Annotated in this window: 16 protein-coding genes; 4 read left to right on the top strand and 12 right to left on the bottom strand. The window is 70.7% G+C overall.

Annotated elements, in window-relative coordinates:
- Positions 1 to 94 precede the first annotated feature (94 nt).
- From ispG to dxr, 3 genes are read right to left on the bottom strand one after another with little or no spacing between them, the layout of a single operon-like run.
- Positions 95 to 1,270 carry a flavodoxin-dependent (E)-4-hydroxy-3-methylbut-2-enyl-diphosphate synthase gene (ispG, locus tag AB0M08_RS28020; protein WP_364499262.1) on the bottom strand — a complete coding sequence of 392 codons (1,176 nt, stop codon included), beginning with the start codon at positions 1,268 to 1,270 and terminating at the stop codon, positions 95 to 97.
- 7 nt (positions 1,271 to 1,277) lie between these two features.
- Positions 1,278 to 2,552, bottom strand: a complete 1,275-nt coding sequence (locus AB0M08_RS28025; RefSeq protein ID WP_364499265.1) for a site-2 protease family protein — start codon at positions 2,550 to 2,552, stop codon at positions 1,278 to 1,280.
- Positions 2,552 to 3,751, bottom strand: a complete 1,200-nt coding sequence (dxr, locus tag AB0M08_RS28030) for a 1-deoxy-D-xylulose-5-phosphate reductoisomerase (RefSeq protein WP_364499268.1) — start codon at positions 3,749 to 3,751, stop codon at positions 2,552 to 2,554. The genes AB0M08_RS28025 and dxr overlap by 1 nt, the downstream gene beginning before the upstream one ends.
- A gap of 120 nt (positions 3,752 to 3,871) precedes the next feature.
- Here dxr and AB0M08_RS28035 point away from each other — a divergent pair, with 120 nt between their 5' ends.
- Complete coding sequence (locus AB0M08_RS28035) at positions 3,872 to 5,440, top strand: NAD(P)/FAD-dependent oxidoreductase (RefSeq protein ID WP_364499271.1); 1,569 nt, start codon at positions 3,872 to 3,874, stop codon at positions 5,438 to 5,440.
- Between the two features lie 256 nt (positions 5,441 to 5,696).
- On the opposite strand, the gene AB0M08_RS28040 is transcribed toward AB0M08_RS28035, so the two are convergent.
- The gene (locus AB0M08_RS28040) at positions 5,697 to 7,259 is read right to left on the bottom strand and encodes a Rieske 2Fe-2S domain-containing protein (RefSeq protein ID WP_364499274.1); all 1,563 of its coding nucleotides are present in this window, start codon (positions 7,257 to 7,259) and stop codon (positions 5,697 to 5,699) included.
- 99 nt (positions 7,260 to 7,358) lie between these two features.
- Between AB0M08_RS28040 and AB0M08_RS28045 the strand changes: the two genes are divergently transcribed.
- Entirely contained in the window at positions 7,359 to 7,622 is a 264-nt protein-coding gene (locus AB0M08_RS28045; protein WP_364499277.1) for a DUF2631 domain-containing protein, read from the top strand.
- 50 nt (positions 7,623 to 7,672) lie between these two features.
- Here AB0M08_RS28045 and AB0M08_RS28050 read toward each other — a convergent pair whose 3' ends face one another.
- From AB0M08_RS28050 to AB0M08_RS28085, 8 genes are all read right to left on the bottom strand, one after another.
- Entirely contained in the window at positions 7,673 to 8,935 is a 1,263-nt protein-coding gene (locus AB0M08_RS28050) for a DivIVA domain-containing protein (protein WP_364499279.1), read from the bottom strand.
- Positions 8,936 to 8,971: 36 nt separating this feature from the next.
- Positions 8,972 to 10,150 carry a 23S rRNA (adenine(2503)-C(2))-methyltransferase RlmN gene (gene rlmN / locus AB0M08_RS28055; protein WP_364499282.1) on the bottom strand — a complete coding sequence of 393 codons (1,179 nt, stop codon included), beginning with the start codon at positions 10,148 to 10,150 and terminating at the stop codon, positions 8,972 to 8,974.
- A 43-nt stretch (positions 10,151 to 10,193) separates the two neighbouring features.
- The gene (locus AB0M08_RS28060; RefSeq protein WP_364499285.1) at positions 10,194 to 11,303 is read right to left on the bottom strand and encodes a phosphatidate cytidylyltransferase; all 1,110 of its coding nucleotides are present in this window, start codon (positions 11,301 to 11,303) and stop codon (positions 10,194 to 10,196) included.
- The gene (gene frr / locus AB0M08_RS28065; RefSeq protein ID WP_364499288.1) at positions 11,303 to 11,860 is read right to left on the bottom strand and encodes a ribosome recycling factor; all 558 of its coding nucleotides are present in this window, start codon (positions 11,858 to 11,860) and stop codon (positions 11,303 to 11,305) included. The genes AB0M08_RS28060 and frr overlap by 1 nt, the downstream gene beginning before the upstream one ends.
- A 55-nt stretch (positions 11,861 to 11,915) precedes the next feature.
- Positions 11,916 to 12,668, bottom strand: coding sequence for a UMP kinase (pyrH, locus tag AB0M08_RS28070; protein ID WP_364499448.1), 753 nt, complete (start codon positions 12,666 to 12,668; stop codon positions 11,916 to 11,918).
- A 106-nt stretch (positions 12,669 to 12,774) separates the two neighbouring features.
- Positions 12,775 to 13,605 carry a translation elongation factor Ts gene (tsf, locus tag AB0M08_RS28075; protein ID WP_364499291.1) on the bottom strand — a complete coding sequence of 277 codons (831 nt, stop codon included), beginning with the start codon at positions 13,603 to 13,605 and terminating at the stop codon, positions 12,775 to 12,777.
- A gap of 87 nt (positions 13,606 to 13,692) precedes the next feature.
- Positions 13,693 to 14,592 carry a 30S ribosomal protein S2 gene (gene rpsB / locus AB0M08_RS28080; protein ID WP_364499294.1) on the bottom strand — a complete coding sequence of 300 codons (900 nt, stop codon included), beginning with the start codon at positions 14,590 to 14,592 and terminating at the stop codon, positions 13,693 to 13,695.
- Positions 14,593 to 14,999: 407 nt separating this feature from the next.
- Positions 15,000 to 15,689 (bottom strand): hypothetical protein, encoded by a 690-nt coding sequence (locus AB0M08_RS28085; protein ID WP_364499297.1) that lies wholly within the window; start codon positions 15,687 to 15,689, stop codon positions 15,000 to 15,002.
- A 132-nt stretch (positions 15,690 to 15,821) separates the two neighbouring features.
- Between AB0M08_RS28085 and AB0M08_RS28090 the strand changes: the two genes are divergently transcribed.
- Together AB0M08_RS28090 and AB0M08_RS28095 are read left to right on the top strand one after the other, a co-directional pair.
- On the top strand, positions 15,822 to 16,181 hold the full coding sequence (locus AB0M08_RS28090) for a YraN family protein (RefSeq protein WP_364499300.1): 360 nt from the start codon (positions 15,822 to 15,824) through the stop codon (positions 16,179 to 16,181).
- Positions 16,181 to 17,701: a YifB family Mg chelatase-like AAA ATPase gene (locus AB0M08_RS28095; protein WP_364499303.1), complete on the top strand. Its 1,521-nt coding sequence runs from the start codon at positions 16,181 to 16,183 to the stop codon at positions 17,699 to 17,701. Before AB0M08_RS28090 ends, AB0M08_RS28095 begins: the two co-directional genes overlap by 1 nt.
- The last annotated feature ends 126 nt before the right edge of the window (positions 17,702 to 17,827 follow it).

Here is a 17,827-nt window from a genome sequence, read left to right on the forward strand (position 1 = left end):
GTTCTTCGACGCCCGCGGGGTTTGCGGGTGGCGGAGAACCAGGCCTCTCGTCATCGGTTACCAGGCGAAGCGCCGCGGAGCGAAGCGAAGCCGGTCAGCCCAGCACGGTCACGGTCGGGCCGGGCATCAGCTCGCGGAGCTCGTCCGGGAGGTCCGCGCCCATCTCGTCGGCGAGGCGGAGGGCCTCCTCGACCAGCGTCTCCACGATGATCGACTCAGGCACGGTCTTGATGACCTTGCCCTTGACGAAGATCTGGCCCTTGCCGTTACCGGACGCCACGCCGAGGTCCGCCTCGCGCGCCTCGCCCGGCCCGTTGACGACGCAGCCCATCACGGCCACCCGCAGCGGCACCGGGAAGCCGTCCAGCGCCGCGGTGACCTGCTCGGCCAGCGTGTAGACGTCCACCTGGGCACGCCCGCAGGACGGGCAGGAGACGATCTCCAGACCGCGCTCGCGCAGGCCCAGCGACTCCAGGATCTGGTTGCCGACCTTGATCTCCTCGACCGGCGGGGCGGAGAGCGAGACCCGGATGGTGTCGCCGATCCCCTCGGCGAGCAGCGCGCCGAACGCCACCGCCGACTTGATCGTGCCCTGGAACGCCGGGCCGGCCTCGGTGACGCCCAGGTGCAGCGGGTAGTCGCACTGCTCGGCCAGCTGCCGGTACGCCCGGATCATCACGACCGGGTCGTTGTGCTTCACCGAGATCTTGATGTCGCGGAACCCGTGCTCCTCGAAGAGCGAGCACTCCCAGAGCGCCGACTCGACCAGCGCCTCGGCGGTGGCCTTGCCGTACTTCTCCAGCAGGCGCTTGTCGAGCGAGCCCGCGTTGACGCCGATCCGGATCGGGATCCCGGCGTCCGAGGCCGCCCGGGCGATCTCCTTCACCTTGTCGTCGAACTGCCGGATGTTGCCCGGGTTGACCCGGACCGCCGCGCAGCCCGCGTCGATCGCGGCGAAGACGTACTTCGGCTGGAAGTGGATGTCGGCGATCACCGGGAGCTGCGACTTCTTGGCGATCGCGGGGAGCGCCTCGACGTCGTCCTGGGACGGCACCGCGACCCGGACGATCTGGCAGCCGGACGCGGTCAGCTCGGCGATCTGCTGCAGCGTCGCGTTGACGTCGGAGGTAAGGGTGGTGGTCATCGACTGGACACTGACCGGGGCACCGCCACCGACCAGTACCCCACCGACGTTGATCTGCCGGCTCTTACGGCGCGGAGCCAGCGGCGGCGGGGGTACGGCGGGCATACCGAGACTGATCGCGGTCACATCTCACTCACTTGAAGATCGTAATGGGGTTGATGATGTCAGCTGTCGCGGTCAACAGGGTGAACGCGCCACCGATCAGGATGACCGCATAGGTGAGCGGCATGAGCTTGTAATAGTCGACTCGTCCCGGATCGGGTCGGCGCAGTCGCAGGTAGAGCCAGGACCGGACCCGCTCGTACCAGGCGATCGCGATGTGGCCGCCGTCGAGTGGGAGCAGCGGCAGCAGGTTGAAGAGGCCGATGAAGACGTTCAGCGAGATGAAGATCTGCCAGAAGACCTCGGGTACGCCCTTCTCGATCGCCTCGCCGCCGAGCCGGCTCGCACCGATCACGCTGATCGGGGTGTCCGGGTCACGCTCGTCGCCGGTGATCGAGTGCCAGAGCGCCGGCACCTTCTCCGGGATCTTGGCCATCGCCTTGAACGAGCCCTTGACCAGGTACCAGTTGTACTCGCCGGAGGCCGCGATCGCCGAGATCGGGTTGCTCTTCACCATCACCGGCTCGTCGGTGGTCCAGCTGACGCCGGCCACCGAGACCGTGCTGACCGTGCCGTCCGGGTCGTCCAGCGGCGGGCGCTCGTCGGAGACCAGGTCGACGGTGGCGGTCGCGGTCTGGCCGTTCCGCTCGTACGTGAAGACGGTCGCCCCGGCGGCGGAGGCCCGGATCGCGTCGGTGAGCTCGCCGTAGGTGCTGACCGCGGTGGCGCCGACCTTGGTGATCAGGTCACCGGTCTGCAGCCCGGCGGCCGCCGCGGGCGAGACCAGCACGCCGTTCTGGCCGGGCACGCAGTCGTCGGAGGAGGCCATCGTGGTGGTGGCCTCCTTCTGCAACTGCACGCACTTCGCCACGTAGACCATCGCGGGCGCGTCGCGCTGCTCGGCGCTGGTCTGCGGGAGGTGGATGTTGGGCAGGCCCACGAAGATCGCCATCACCCAGGCACCGGCCAGGGCGAGCAGGAAGTGGGTGATCGAGCCGGCGGACATCACGATCGTCCGCTTCCAGACCGGGAACCGCCACATGGCGCGGGGCTGGTCCTCCGGCGCGACGTCGTCGTCCTGCGGGGTCATCCCGACGATCTTGCAGAAGCCGCCGAGCGGGATGGCCTTGAGCCCGTACTCCGTCTCACCCCGCTTGAACGAGAAGATCGTCGGGCCGAAGCCGACGAAGTACTGCGTCACCTTCATGCCGAGGCGCTTGCCGGTGATCATGTGACCCAGTTCGTGCAGGCTCACCGAGATCAGGATGGTCAGCGCGAAGGCCGCCGCACCTAGCCAGAACAGCATCAGGCTCCTTCAGCCACAGTCGCGATCGTCCGCTGGGCCTGGGCACGCGCCCACGCCTCGGCGGCCAGCACGTCATCGACGGTACCCGGCTCCGCAAGATCGGGGGCCGCCGAGAGCACCCGTTCCAGGGTGTCGACGATGCCCAAGAAAGGTAGCCGACCATCCACGAACGCGGCCACACACTCCTCGTTGGCCGCGTTGAAGATCGCCGGACGGCAGCGGCCGGCCCGGCCCGCCTCCTTGGCCAGCTCCACCGCGGGGAACGCCTCGTCGTCGAGCGGCCGGAACTCCCAGTTGTGCGCCTCGGTCCAGTCCACCGCGGCGGCGGCCCCCGGCACCCGGTCCGGCCAGGCCAGCGCGAGCGCGATCGGCAGCCGCATGTCCGGCGGGCTGGCCTGGGCCAGGGTCGAGCCGTCGATGAACTCGACCATCGAGTGGATCACCGACTGCGGGTGGACCATCACCTCGATGTCGTCGTACGGCACGCCGAAGAGCTCGTGCGCCTCGATCACCTCGAGCGCCTTGTTCACCATCGACGCCGAGTTGATCGTGACCACCGGCCCCATGTCCCAGGTCGGGTGCTTGAGCGCGTCCTGGGGTGTGACGTTCGTCAGCTCCTCGCGCCGGCGGCCCCGGAACGCGCCGCCGCTCGCGGTCAGGACCAGCCTGCGCACCTCCTCGGCCCGGCCGCCGCGCAGGCACTGGGCCAGCGCCGAGTGCTCCGAGTCGACCGGGACGATCTGGCCCGGCTCGGCGATCGCCCGAACCAGAGGACCGCCCGCGACCAGCGACTCCTTGTTGGCCAGGGCCAGGGTGCGGCCGTGCTTCAAGGCGGCCAGGGTGGGCGCCAGACCGAGGCTGCCGACCACGCCGTTGAGCACGACGTCGCACTCCCAGGAGGCCAGCTCGGTCATCGCGTCCGGGCCGGCCACGATCTTGGGAAGCTTGAAGTCGCCGGACGACCAGCCACGCTTCTGCGCCTCGGCGTAGAACGCCAGCTGCAGGTCCTGAACGGCCGAGGCGCGGGCCACGCCGACCACCTCGACGCCGAGTTCGAGGGCCTGGGCGGCGAGCAGGGCGATGTTGCCGCCGCCCGCGCCGAGCGCCACCACCCGGAACCGGTCCGGGTTCCGGTTGACGATGTCGATGGCCTGGGTGCCGATGGATCCGGTCGAGCCGAGCAGGACGAGGTCACGCATGGCCCCATCCTTCCGGATGCCGTCCAGCGGGTACTGCGCGGGCCGGGCCCCCGTCAAGGCTCATTTATCGGACGAATCGCCGACTCTGAAAAACTGAACGTCCAGGTACCGTCGATGGACATGACCCCCCTACCCGACCGCGCCGACGTGGTGATCATCGGAGCCGGTCACAACGGTCTCGTCTCCGCGATCCTGCTGGCCCGCGCCGGGCTCGACGTCGTCGTGCTCGAAGCGGCCGGGGTGCTCGGCGGCGCGACCCGCACCGAGCGCCCGTTCGCCAAGGTTCCCGGTCTCGGCCAGTCCACCGGTTCCTATCTCCTCGGCCTGATGCCACCGGAGCTCCTGCGCACCCTGGATCTGAAGATCCCCACACTGCGCCGGGATCCGCACTACTTCCTGCCCACCCCGGGGCCGGCCGGCTCGCCGTACCTGCTCTTCGGCAGCGATCGCGCGTCGACCCGGCACCAGCTGGAGACGTTCTTCTCGCCCCGGGACGCGGACGCCGACGAGGCGCTGGCCGTGGAGATCGCCGCGCTGCGCGCCGACCTGGCCCCGGCCTGGCTGGAGGAGCCGTCGTCGCTGGAGGAGGTCGCCGACCGGCACATCCGCCCGCAGCTGCAGAGCACCTTCCTGGACCTGGTCCGCGGCTCGGTCACCGGCTACCTCGCCCGGTTCGGCTTCAAGAGCGAGCTGCTGACCAGCATGTACGTGGTCACCGACGGCCTCTCCGGGCTGAACGCCGGCCCCGACGACCCGGGCACCGGCCACAACTTCCTGGTGCACAACATGTGCCGGCTCCCCGGCGCGGACGGCACCTGGATGATCGCCGAGGGCGGGATGGGCGCCGTCTCCCGGGTCTTCGCCGACGCCGCCCGGGCCGCCGGCGCGACGCTGCACACGGACGCGAAGGTCACCGCGGTCACCCTGGACGGCGGGGCGGCCAGCGGCGTCGTGCTCGCCGACGGGCGGGCGATCCGGGCCCGCGCGGTGCTGGGCAGCTGCGACCCGTACACCCTGATGGGCCTCGTCCCGGACGGATCACTTCCGGTCACGCTCACCGAGCGCATGGCGGCGGTGAAGCGCCCCGGCACCACTCTCAAGGTCAACCTCGCGCTGCGCGGCCTGCCCCGCTTCGGCTGCCTGCCCGCGGACGCCCCGTCACCGTTCGGCTCGACGATCCACCTGCTGCCGGGCGCCGCCGACTCGCCGATGTCCGCGCTGCGCGGGATGTGGGCCGACGTCCAGGCCGGCCGCCTGCCCGCCGAGCCGACCATCGAGTGGTACCTGCACACCACGGTCGACCCGTCGCTGCAGGACGCCGAGGGGCACCACTCGTCCGCGCTCTTCGTCCAGTCGGTCCCCTACGACATCGCCGGCTCGTCCTGGGACGCCGAACTGCCCGGCTACCTCGACCGCCTGCTGGCCATCTGCGACCGCTACGCGCCCGGCACCTCCGACCTGGTCGCCGACGTGTTCCCGCTCACTCCCTCGGGCATCGAACGCCACTTCGGCATCGCCGGCGGCCACATCCACCACGTCGACAACACGGTCGCCTTCGACCAGCGCATGCCCTACGCCACCGGCCTCGACGGCCTCTACGCCGGCTCCGCGGGCACCCATCCCGCGGGCAGCGTCATCGGCGCAGCCGGACACAACGCCGCGAAACGCATCATTCACGATCTTCTTTGAGGTACGCCCGACGCCCGCCCCGCCCGCGCTCAACAGGCGGCCCGCGTCCCCCGTCCGCGAGGCCCGTGCCCACGCGATGCCCGTAGCGCGTCCCGCTGTCCTGGCTGGCCCTCAGGGGTCTCTCAAGGCTCTCCAGGCACCCCTGAGCACCAGCCAGGACCTGGGGCGCGCAACGGCCCGGAGTGGGCACGGGCCTCGCGGACGAGGGACGCGGGCCGCCTGTTGAGCGCGGTGGGGGCGGGCGTCGGGCGTACCCCTAGCTCTCGGTCTTGGAAGCTCTGATCTTGTGGCCGACGCTGGTCAGGCAGCGGCCGGAGGGGAGGTCGAACTTCCAGCCGTGCAGCTGGCAGGTGAGCTGGTTGCCCTCGACGATGCCGAAGCGGCTCAGGTCGGCCTTCAGGTGCGGGCAGCGGCGCTGGACGGTCCAGTCGTCGAACTGGATGTCCTCGGCGTCGACGGCCTTCTCGTGCTCGTCGTACCAGCCCTCGGCGTACTGCAGGCGCTCCTCGGAGAGGCACTTGAAGAACGCGTAGACGAACTCGTTGTACTGGCCGATCCGGGCGGCGGAGAAGCGGCAGGAGAGGAAGAGCGAGTTCACCCAGTCGCCCTCGCCGATGAAGATCAGGTGCTCGATCAGCGCGCGGCCGGTCTTGAAGCGGTACCGGACCTTCTCGTCGGCGTACGGGCGGACCTGCTTGCCGGGGAAGTCCACCACGATCGACTCGACGATCTCGCCGTCCGGGCCGAACGAGTCGGTCAGGTCGAAGCGGACCGGGCCGCCGACGCCCTTCGCCATGTAGATCGACTCTTCGAGCAGCGGCTCGATCTGCTTCTTGAGCGCGCCCAGCACGTCGATTTCCGGGTGCCGCCAGGACGCCTTCTCCGCGGCGATGACCGGGGCCTTGCGCTCCCGCATCTCCTCCAGGTGCGCCGCCTTGTTCGCGAAGAACTCGTCGACCGGCATCGGGTGCTCGGTGGTCTGCTTCGTGCCGCCCTCGGAGAGCACGGTCACACTGCCCGGGAGCTGCACGACCGCGTTGGTGCCGCCGACCTTCGCGTACTCCGACAGGAAGACGCTCTGGTCGGGGAAGATGTTGCCCTCGTCGCCGTGGATGTCGTTGAACTGCCACAGGGTGTCGTCGAGGAAGCACGGCGGGCCGGCGATCGGGAAGACGAAGTCGGCCTTCAGGTCGTCGATGTAGCGCCAGGTGCGGTCGAACTGCCGCTCGCGCTTCTGCTTGCCGAACGCGGTCTTCGCGTTCTCCGGCAGCTCGTAGACCATCGGGTACCAGATCGCGCCGGAGAACTGCAGCATGTGCGCGTGCACGTGGCCCAACTCGTTGAAGCGCTGCAGGTCGGTGGGGCGGGCGTCGTTCTGGTTCAGCACCCGGACGCCGTCGTACTCCACCCAGAGCGAGGAGTCGCCGATCGGGCCGTCGGTCGGGCTGATCAGCGCCTGGATCATCACCTTGAGGCCGCCGTCGAGCTCGTGCACCTCGTCGGACCTCGTCCGCAGGAAGCTGGTGAAGCCCAGCTCGCGCAGCTCGTCCTCGAGCTGGCTGGTCGGGTACTCCGGCAGCAGGACCGTGGCCTTCTTACTGATGAAGCGCTTCAGGTGCTCCGCGTCGAAGTGGTCCCGGTGCAGGTGCGACACGTACAGGTAGTCGACGTCGCCCAGCGTCTCCCAGTCCAGCTGGGAGTTGTCCGGGAAGGGAAACCACGAGGCGAAGTACGCCGGATTCACCCACGGATCGCACAGAATGCTGCCGGCGGCGGTGTCGATACGCATGCTCGCGTGGCCGGTGCCCGTGATCCGCACTAGATCGCTCCTCAAACTCGGCTGCTGACCGCCCTTGAAAGTACAACCGGGTTGGTGGCTACCGCCCGGCGACCCCGTGACAGACTGAGATCCTGCTTCATGAACGTCGACGAGGAGGACGCGACCGTGGCCGCGGAAGAACACGACGAGGTCTACGCCCCGGACCAGCTCAAGCCGACCAACCGGCGGCGGGCCCAGCGCGGCGCCATCATCTCGGCAGTGATCATGCTGATGTACTTCTGGGGCAACCAGCAGGGCAACACCGAGAAGGTGTGGCTCGTCCTGATCGCGATCGGGCTGGTCGCCGTCGTGGTCGGCGACGCCGTCCTGCGCAAGGCCGGTCTGCGCCCGAACGACAACTAGGTCTTCGACGGGAAAGGGCCCGCTTCCGCGGGCCCTTTCCCGTATGCCCGTCAGCGACGGCGCAGCAGGATGTCCTTGACCTCGCGCAGCGCGGCGTCGACCTCGGCCTCGAAGTAGCCGTTCGGCACCAGGCCGAACTGGAGCATGTCCAGGTCGTTCTCGTTCACCGGCATCGGGCCGCGGCCGGTCATCGCGTTCAGGATGCCCTCGAAGAGCCGGTCGACCTGCATCGGGTCGTACCCGCTGCCGAAGCGGCGTGGCTGGAACGTGCGGCGCAGCTGGTCGACGCGGTAGAGCTCGCCACCCGGCTCGCCCATCGGCGGTGCGGCCTGCTGTTGCTGCTGCTGTGGCGGCGGGCCGTAACCGGGAGGGCCGCTCATCGGGGAACCCGGTACCGGGGAGCCCGGCATCGGGCCGCCACCCATCGGGGGCTGGCCGTAGCCGCCACGGGGGTCCATCCGCGGGTCGCGGGGCATCTGGATCTCGGCGGTCATGTCGGTCTTGCCGTGCCGGCCCGCCTCGAAGCCGTCGTAGCCACCCTGGTCGTACGGGTTCTGCTGCTGCTCGTACGGGTTCGGCGGCTGCGGGGCCGGCCGCTGCGGCAGCTCGGGGCGCTGGGCGTAGCCGGTGGGCTCGTCGTACCGCCCGCCGTACGGGTCGGGCTGCGGCGGCTGCTGCATCTGCTGGCGCTGCGGCATCTGCGGCGGCATCATCCGGGGGTCCTCGCCGCGCGGCGGCAACTGGATGCGCTCGGTCGGCGGGGCCATGCCCGGGCCGCCCATCTGCTGCGGGCCACCCATGCCGGGCGGCGGGCCCTGCTGCATGCCGGGCGGGGGTCCACCCATGCCCGCGGCGCCCATCCCGGCGCCGGCCATCCGGTCCCGGGGCATACCTCCGGGGCCCATACCTCCGGGGCCCATGCCGCCGGGGCCCATGCCGGGGGGCGGGCCACCCATGCCGGGCGGCGGGCCCTGCTGCATCCCGGGCGGCGGGCCGCTCGGCGGGCCCGCGGGGGTAGCCGTCAGGCCGCCGCGCATCGAGTCGCGCATCGGGTCGACCGGGCGGCCGCCGCGCTCCTCGAACTCGGCGAGCTGGCGCTCCACCCGGTCCAGGTGCAGGTCGACCTGCCACTCGTCGTACCCGCCGAAACGCACCCGGAAGACGACGTCGTGCACTTCCTGAGCACCGACCGGCGGGCCGACCTGCTCCCCGGCCAGGGTCGCCTCGACCCGGTCCAGGAAAGCGTCGACCTCGTCGACCTTGTATCCCCGCCGCAGCGCACGACGCCGGAAACGCTGCCCCTGACTACTCACAACGTCTCCCACTCCGCTCGCTGGACCTGCGCCCAGTCACTGTGCCACCTCCGCGCCGACGGCGGGGACCCCTGCGCCCGCCTGCGTCAGTTCGCCCGCGGCCAGCTGGCCGCACGCGCCGTCGATCTCGCGCCCCCGGGTGTCGCGCACCGTCGTCGCCACGCCGGCCTCCCGGAGCCTGCGGACGAACTCCCGCTCGACCGGCTTCGGACTGGCATCCCACTTACTGCCCGGGGTCGGGTTGAGCGGGATGAGATTCACATGGGCCAGCTTGCCGTTGAGAAGGCGGCCGAGCAGATCGGCACGCCAGGGCTGATCGTTCACGTCCCGGATCAGGGCGTATTCGATGGAGACCCGACGGCCGGTCTGCGCCGCGTAGCCGAACGCGGCATCGAGCACCTCGGCCACCTTCCAACGCTGGTTGACGGGTACTAGCTCATCGCGCAGATCATCATCGGGGGCGTGCAGTGACAACGCAAGAGTCACCGAGAGCTGTTCGGCGATCAACCGGCGCATTGCGGGCACCAAACCCACCGTGGACACCGTGATGTGCCGTTGTGAGAGGCCAAGGCCCTCGGGAGCGGGGCTGGTGAGACGCCGGACGGCCTCGATCACCCGGGGGAAATTGGCCAGCGGCTCACCCATGCCCATGAATACCACCCGGGAGAGCCGGGGCGGTGATCCAGTGACCGTTCCCGATGCGGCGACACCGGCCAGGTAGACCACCTGATCGACGATCTCCGCCACCGAGAGGTTGCGGGTCAGGCCCTGCTGGCCGGTCGCGCAGAACGGGCAGGCCATACCGCAGCCGGCCTGGCTCGAGACGCACGCGGTCACTCGATCGGGGTAACCCATCAGGACGCTCTCGACCAGCGCGCCGTCGTGCAGACGCCACAGCGTCTTGCGGGTCGCGCCGTCGTCGCAGGCCTGCTCGCGCAGCGGGGTGAGCAGTGTGGGCAGCAGCTCGGCGGCGAGCCGGTCCCGCGCGGCGGCCGGCAGGTCCGTCATCGCGGCGGGGTCGCGCACCAGGCGGCCGAAGTAGTGCGTCGACAGCTGCTTGGCCCGGAAGGCCGGCTCACCCAGCTCGGCGACCGCGGTCCTGCGGGCGGCGAGGTCGAGGTCGGCCAGGTGCCGCGGGGGCATGCTGGGCCGGCGCCGGGTCTTCACGGCGTCGGGTTGGTCGAGGTTGATCGGGATGACCGGAAGAATCGTCATGGCGTCTCCAGTCTCCCACGCCGGACGGATAGGTCGCCCATAGCTAGTTGGGCGCAATGATCGCGAAAAGCAGGTATGCGGTAGGGACCGCGAAGAGGATGGAGTCCAGCCGATCCATCAGTCCACCGTGACCGGGCAGCAGGTTGCTCATGTCCTTCACGCCGAGGTCGCGCTTGAGCATCGACTCGGCCAGGTCGCCCATCACCGCCACCACCGAGATCACCGCGCCGAAGAGCAGGCCGTAGTAGACCGGCACGTCCATCAGCGCGAAGAGCAGTCCGGCGCTGCCCAGGGCGGACGCGGTGACCGAGCCGGCGAAGCCCTCCCAGGACTTCTTCGGGCTGATCTTCGGGGCCATCGGGTGCGAGCCGAGGAAGACGCCGGCCGCGTACCCGCCGGTGTCCGAGAGCACCACGCCGACCACGGTCGCCAGGACGCGCCACTGGCCGTCCTCCGGGCGGACCAGCAGGGCGGCGAAGCTGAGCAGGAACGGCACGTAGACCGCGATCAGCACGCTCGGGGTGAAGTCACGGCGCAGCGCGGCGAAGCCGTCGGCGACCCGCCACAGCATCGCGGCGCCGATCGTCGCCACCAGGCCGAGGAAGAGCGCGTCGGCGCCCTCGTACCAGGCCAGGCCGGTCATCAGCACGGACCCGGCGATCAGCGGGATCAGCGGGGGCTGGGCGCCGGTGACGGTGAGCGCGCGGGCGGTCTCCCAGACACCGATGCCGGCGGCCACCGCGACCACACCGAGCAGGGCCGGCGGCCAGACCAGCAGCGAGGCGAGCACCACCAGGCCGAGGCTGAGGCCGACGGCGATGGCGGCGGGCAGGTTGCGCCCGGCCCGCCCCGGTCCCTTCTCCCCGCCGCGGCCGCGCTTGGCCCGGCGCTTGCCCTTGACCCGCTTGCCACCCGGAGGCCCCGGCTCAGGATCAGGATCAACATCAGGATCGGTTTCCGGTACGGGTACGGGCTCCGGCTCGCCCGCGCGCCAGGCCTGGTCCGGGTACGCCGGATCGCCCTGCGGGTACGCCGGAGCACCCGCCGGATAGGCCGGGGCGCCCGCCGGATACGTCGAGTCGTGGACGTACGGCGCCGGCACGCTCGTGTCGTCGCCGGAGGCCTGCCCGGCACGCGGATCGAGGTAGGACATCAGACCTCGAGCAACTCGGCTTCCTTGTGTTTGAGGAGCTCGTCGATGGAGGCGACGTAGCGGTGCGTCACGTCGTCGAGCTCCTTCTCGGCACGGCGGCCGTCGTCCTCGCCGGTCTCGCCATCCTTGACCAGCTTGTCGATCTGCTCCTTGGCCTTGCGGCGCACGTTGCGGATCGCGACGCGCCCCTCCTCGGCCTTGGTGCGCGCGACCTTGATCATCTCGCGGCGCCGCTCCTCGGTCATCTGCGGCAGGTGGATGCGCAGCTGGGTGCCCTCGTTGTTGGGGTTGACCCCGAGGTCCGAGTCACGGATCGCCCGCTCGATCGGGCCGAGCTGGGTGTTGTCGTACGGCTTGACGATGACCATGCGCGGCTCCGGGACGCCGACGGAGGCCATCTGGGTCACCGGGGTGGGCGCGCCGTAGTAGTCGACCATGATCTTCGAGAACATGGCCGGGGTGGCCCGGCCGGTGCGGATGGCGGCGAACTCCTCCTTGGCGTGTTCGACCGCGCTCTCCATCTTCTCCTCGGCCTCGAAGAGGGTTTCCTCGATCACCGGCTCTTCTCGCCTCCTTGCTGTCTTCGGTGGTGCGGGATGTGGGGACGCCGGCTCAGGCGGTGATCAGGGTGCCGATCTTCTCACCGGCGCACGCGCGCACGATGGTGTCGTCGCCGTCGGCGCCGAAGACCAGCATCCGCAGCTTGTTCTCCTCGCAGAGGCTGAACGCCGCCTGGTCGGCCACCCGCAGCCCGCGCTGGATGACCTCCTGGAAGGTGATGTGATCCAGCTTCTGCGCGTCCGGGTCGATCCGCGGGTCGGCGGTGTAGACCCCGTCGACACCGTTCTTGCTCATCAGCACCATGTCCGCGTGGATCTCCAGCGCGCGCTGGGCGGTCACCGTGTCGGTGGAGAAGTACGGCATGCCCGCGCCGGCGCCGAAGATCACGACCCGGCCCTTCTCCAGGTGCCGGATGGCGCGGAGCGGAATGTACGGCTCGGCGACCTGCGCCATGGTGATGGCGGTCTGCACCCGGGTCTCGATGCCCTCCTTCTCCAGGAAGTCCTGGAGGGCCAGGCAGTTCATCACGGTCCCGAGCATGCCCATGTAGTCGGCCCGGTTCCGGTCCATGCCACGTTTCTGCAGCTCAGCGCCGCGGAAGAAGTTGCCGCCGCCGACCACGACGGCCACCTGGATGCCGCGCCGGTTGACCGTGGCGATCTGCTTCGCCAGCGCCTGCACCACATCGGGGTCGACGCCGACCGCGCCGCCGCCGAAGACCTCGCCGGACAGTTTCAGCGCGACCCGGCGCGGCCGCATGGCCGGCGGGACCTCGTCGACTGTGGCGGACTGTTCGGTCACCATCGTCATGAGACCCGCCCTCCCTTCGTTTCTGCAGGAGACCTTATGCGACCGGGAGGCCGGACGCTCCATCGCGTGCCCGACCTCCCGTGCCATGGTGTGTGGAGCCTTACTCCTGGCCGACCTCGTACCGGACGAACCGGGTGACCTGGATGCCGGCCTCTTCGAGGATCTTGGCGACGGTCTTCTTGTTGTCGACGACCGACGGCTGCTCCAGCAGGACGAAGTCCTTGAAGAAGGAGTTCACCCGGCCCTCGATGATCTTCGGAAGGGCCTGCTCCGGCTTGCCCTCCTCGCGAGCGGTCTGCTCGGCGATCCGGCGCTCGGAGTCGACGACCTCGGCCGGGACCTCGTCACGCTTGAGGTACTTCGGCCGCATCGCGGTGATCTGCATGCCGACGCCACGGGCGTCCGAGTCGGCCGCCTCGTCGTCCTTGCCGGTGTACTGCACCAGGACGCCGACCTGCGGGGGCAGGTCCTGGGCCTTACGGTGCAGGTAGACCGCGACGGTGCCGTCGACGATCGTGAAGCGGTTGAGGACGATCTTCTCGCCGATCTTGGCGGCGTAGTCCTGCACCAGGTCGGCGACGGTCTTGCCGTCCTCGATCGTGGCGGCGAGCAGCGCGGCGGCGTCGGCGAGCTTGTTCTGCTCACCGAAGCTGACCAGGCGCTGGCCCAGCTCGACGAAGTCGGCGGTCTTGGCGACGAAGTCGGTCTCGCAGTTGAGCTCGAGCAGCGCCGAACCGGAGTGGCTGACGATGCCGTTCGCGGCGGTGCGGCTGGCGCGCTTGCCGACGTCCTTCGCACCCTTGATGCGGAGGAACTCGACGGCCTTCTCGAAGTCGCCCTCGGACTCCTCCAGCGCCTTCTTGCAGTCCATCATGCCGGCACCGGTGAGGTCGCGGAGCTTCTTCACGTCCGCGGCGGTGTAGTTAGCCATGACTCTTCTCTCGATGTCAGTTCGGGACTCAGCCGCCGCCGCTGTCGCGGCGACGGCTGAAACACACCTGGGTCGACTGAGCTCTGATTACTCGGCGGGCGCGGCGGCCGCGACGGGCTCGGCCGGGGCCTCGGCGGCGGGCGCCTCAGCGGCCGGGGCCTCGGCGGCCTCGGCCGGAGCCTCGGCGGCCTTCTTCTCGGCACCCTCGTAGAGGTCCCGCTCCCACTCGGGCAGCGGCTCGCCGGCGGCGACGGTGCCCGCCTCGGGCTTCTCGTCGGCGCCGCCACGGCCACGGCCGGAGCGCTTGATCAGACCGTCGGCGACGGCCGCGGCGATGACCTTGGTCAGCAGCTCGGCGGACCGGATCGCGTCGTCGTTGCCCGGGATCGGGAAGTCGACCTCGTCCGGGTCACAGTTGGTGTCCAGCACCGCGATGACCGGGATGCCCAGCTTGCGGGCCTCGTCGACGGCGATGTGCTCCTTCTTGGTGTCCACGACCCAGATCGCCGACGGCGTCTTGGTCATGTCCCGCAGACCGCCGAGGGTCTTCGTGAGCTTGGTCTTCTCACGGAAGAGCTGGAGGGTCTCCTTCTTGGTGTAACCCGCGGCGGTGCCGGTCAGGTCACCCAGGGCCTCGAGCTCCTTCATCCGCTGAAGGCGCTTGTACACCGTCTGGAAGTTGGTCAGCATGCCACCCAGCCAGCGGTGGTTGACGAACGGCTGGCCGACCCGCGTCGCCTGCTCGGCGATGGCCTCCTGCGCCTGCTTCTTGGTGCCGACGAAGAGGATGTGGCCACCCTCGGCGACGGTGTCCCGCACGAACGCGTACGCCTTCTCGATGTAGTCGAGCGTCTGGCGCAGGTCGATGATGTAGATGCCGTTACGCTCGGTGAAGATGAAGCGCTTCATCTTCGGGTTCCAGCGACGGGTCTGGTGCCCGAAGTGGACACCGCTCTCCAGCAGCTGGCGCATGGTCACGACGGCCATGGTGGTGCTCCCTGATCTATCCCTGGTTGTCACGCCCACCGGCGGTGGGCGTCCTGGCGCCCGGTCACCGGCCACGGTCGGACCCGACGATCATCGGGACCAGGGAGGACCGGCGCCGCCGGCCGTCGCTGAGTGAACAGCGCTCAGAACCGTCGGAGGGCGCGCGAGGTCGACCGCGTGGGCGGTCGCCGGAAACAAGCATACGCCAACGTGTTGATCGACCCGGTCCGCCCTCGGGCGAGCGGCTCTCCCCCGCTCGTCCCGCGCCTCGGCCTTTCCCCCGCTCCCCTGTTCACTTCCGGTCAGGCCCACGCGGCCGTTCCTCCATCGGGGTGTCCTTCCCCCTCAGGCGGCGCTCTTCCTACGCGCGGGCCTCCGGTCAGGCGGTTCCGGTCAGACGGTTCCGGTCAGGCGACCGCGAGGCCCGCGGCGAGGAGGAGGATCAGGCCGGCCGGGAGGTAGACCAGGGGCGGGCGCAGCCACGCCTCGCGGGGCGCGGCCGTGGTACCGGCCGCGGCGAAGAGGCCGAAACCGGTCAGCGCCAGCCCCAGGGTGAGCAGCACCGCCGGGACGATCCCGCGCGCGGTCGGGGTGCCGGCGAAGGTCGCGGTCATCAGCAGCCGCAACACCGGCACCAGCAGTACCAGCACCGCCACCGCGAGGATCACCGCGGAGAGCGGGCGGCGAGTGCGGTACACCCCGTCGGCGGGACGCCCCCGGTCCGAGCGCCCCTGGTCCGACCGGCTCTGCGTCGAACGGCCCTGGGTCGAACGGCCCTGGGCCGAACGGCGGCGCTCCGCGGTGACCGGCGGGACCAGGCTCGTCGGCTCGGCGACCGGCGGCACCGGTTCGAGCGGGGCGGGCGGACCCGGTGCCGGAAACGGCGGAACCGACGGCTGGACCGGCGGGTACTCCGCGCCGCGGATCGGGATCCGGCCGGAGTCGGCGGGGCGCTGCTCGGGCAGGCGCAGGCCACCGGTGTCGTACGGATCGCCGCCGAACGCGTGCGAACCCGTCGCCTCCTCCTGGTCACGATCGGGGTACCGGTTCCCCGTGTACCAGCTGGGCCCGCTCTCGTCGGCGTAACGATGCTCCACGACAGGGGACCGTAGCGCGGAATCCCCCTCCCCGCGCTATCACACCGAAAGGTGACGCACCGGGAATCCACAATCCCGGCCTGTCCACAGCGCCCCGGCGGGACGGACCGGATCCCTGCCACCGTCCGCCGCATGACGACTCAGCGACGGGCGGTCGGCGCGTACGGCGAGCGACTCGCCGCCCGGCATCTCGAGGACAGCGGCCTGACCGTCCTGCGGCGCAACTGGCGCTGCCCGGACGGCGAGGTCGACCTCATCCTGCGCGACGGCGAGGACGTGGTCTTCTGCGAGGTGAAGACCCGGCGTACCGCGGCCTTCGGCCCACCGGCGGCCGCGGTCACCCGCCGAAAGATCCGCAAACTGCGGCAACTGGCCGCGCGCTGGCTGGCCGAGTCCGGCGAGCACGCCCGCCAGATCCGCTTCGACGTGGTCGAGGTCCTCCCCCAGCCACGGGGCGCCGCCCGCGTGGTGCACATCCGGGACGCGTTCTGATGAGCTACGCCCGCGTACTCTGCGTCGGCCTGATCGGCGTGAGCGGCCGCCTGGTCGAGGTCGAGGCCGACCTCTCCACCGGCCTGCCCGCCCTGGTCCTGACCGGCCTCCCGGACGCCGCCCTGAACGAGGCCCGCGACCGGGTCCGGGCCGCCATGGTCAACTCCGGCCAGGAGTGGCCCAACCGCCGCATCACGGTGAACCTCCTCCCCGCCGATCTGCCCAAACACGGCAGCGGCTTCGACCTCGCGATCGCCGCGGCCCTGATGGCCGGCACCGGCAGACTGCCGCCCGCGCCGCTCGACGGTGTGGTGCTGCTGGGCGAGCTCGGACTGGACGGCACGGTCCGCCCGGTCCGCGGGGTGCTGCCGATGGTGGCCGCGGCGGCCCGCGCGGGCGTCACCCGGATGATCGTCCCCGTCGAGAACGCCCGGGAGGCCGCGGTGGTGCCCGGTGTCACGGTGCGCGGCGTGGACTCCCTGCACCGTTTCGTCGACTTCGTCCTGGGAACCGGGCCGCTCCTCGAACCGCCCCCGGAGAGCACCGTGCCGGTCACGCCCGGCCCGGACCTGGCCGATCTGACCGGTCAGCAGATCGGCCGATACTCCCTGGAGATCGCCGCCGCGGGCGGGCATCACCTCGCGCTCTTCGGCCCGCCCGGAGCCGGCAAGACGATGCTCGCGGAACGCCTTCCGTCCCTCCTGCCACTGCTGGACGACGACGCGGCGCTCGAGGTGACCGCGCTCCAGTCGATCGCCGGTCTGCTCCCGTCCGACGGCGGGCTGATCCGCAGACCGCCGTTCCAGGCGCCGCATCACACATCGAGTCAGGCCTCCCTGATCGGCGGAGGTCCCGGGCTCGCCCGGCCGGGCGCGCTCTCCCTGGCTCACCGCGGCGTCCTCTTCCTCGACGAGGCCCCCGAGATAGCCCGCGCCACCCTCCAAGCCCTGCGGCAGCCGCTGGAGAGCGGCCGGGTGGTGCTGGCCAGGGCGCGCGGCACGACCGAGTACCCGGCCCGGGTCCAGCTCGTGATCGCGGCGAATCCCTGCCCGTGCGCGTCGCCGGCCGGCGACCACCTGTGCACCTGCGGTCCGGTGATCCGGCGGCGATACCTGGGCCGGCTCTCCGGGCCGTTCCTGGACCGGATCGACATCAGGGTCAACCTGCTGCCGCTGCGCGCCTATCACCTGCTGGACCCGGCCCAGGCGTCCGAGGCCTCGGCCACGATCGCCACCCGGGTCGCGCGGGCGCGTTCCGCGTCCGCGGCGCGCTGGGCGGCGGACGGATGGCGCCTCAACGGCGAGGTTCCGGGCCCGGCACTGCGGCAGCACCCCTGGGCCCTGCCACCCGCGGACACGGTCATGTTGCGCCGTGCCCTGGACCGGGGCGACATCTCGGCACGGGGCTTCGACCGCGTGCTGCGCATCGCCTGGTCGATAGCCGACCTCGACGGACGCGACCGGCCGGGCCGGGCCGACGTCGGCGAGGCCCTCCAACTACGAACCGGAGAAAAAGGATGACCACCGACCCGACGACACGCCCCGCGGCCCGCCTCCGGCCGACGGCCGCAGGTGAAGCCACCATCCCGGCGTGCTTACGGCCACGCCCCTCCGGGAGACCGAAACGCCGGGAACGAGCCGCGTGGC

This window comes from Actinoplanes sp. NPDC051851 (genome assembly GCF_040681165.1).
Lineage (GTDB): Bacteria > Actinomycetota > Actinomycetes > Mycobacteriales > Micromonosporaceae > Actinoplanes.

Bases quoted from the DNA above. Each gene is read 5' to 3' on its own strand.
- AB0M08_RS28025 (WP_364499265.1), bottom strand. From the start codon at position 2,552: ATGCTGTTCTGGCTAGGTGCGGCGGCCTTCGCGCTGACCATCCTGATC.
- dxr (WP_364499268.1), bottom strand. From the start codon at position 3,751: ATGCGTGACCTCGTCCTGCTCGGCTCGACCGGATCCATCGGCACCCAG.
- AB0M08_RS28035 (WP_364499271.1), top strand. From the start codon at position 3,872: ATGACCCCCCTACCCGACCGCGCCGACGTGGTGATCATCGGAGCCGGT.
- AB0M08_RS28045 (WP_364499277.1), top strand. From the start codon at position 7,359: ATGAACGTCGACGAGGAGGACGCGACCGTGGCCGCGGAAGAACACGAC.
- rlmN (WP_364499282.1), bottom strand. From the start codon at position 10,150: ATGACGATTCTTCCGGTCATCCCGATCAACCTCGACCAACCCGACGCC.
- AB0M08_RS28060 (WP_364499285.1), bottom strand. From the start codon at position 11,303: ATGTCCTACCTCGATCCGCGTGCCGGGCAGGCCTCCGGCGACGACACG.
- pyrH (WP_364499448.1), bottom strand. From the start codon at position 12,668: ATGGTGACCGAACAGTCCGCCACAGTCGACGAGGTCCCGCCGGCCATG.
- tsf (WP_364499291.1), bottom strand. From the start codon at position 13,605: ATGGCTAACTACACCGCCGCGGACGTGAAGAAGCTCCGCGACCTCACC.
- rpsB (WP_364499294.1), bottom strand. From the start codon at position 14,592: ATGGCCGTCGTGACCATGCGCCAGCTGCTGGAGAGCGGTGTCCACTTC.
- AB0M08_RS28090 (WP_364499300.1), top strand. From the start codon at position 15,822: ATGACGACTCAGCGACGGGCGGTCGGCGCGTACGGCGAGCGACTCGCC.
- AB0M08_RS28095 (WP_364499303.1), top strand. From the start codon at position 16,181: ATGAGCTACGCCCGCGTACTCTGCGTCGGCCTGATCGGCGTGAGCGGC.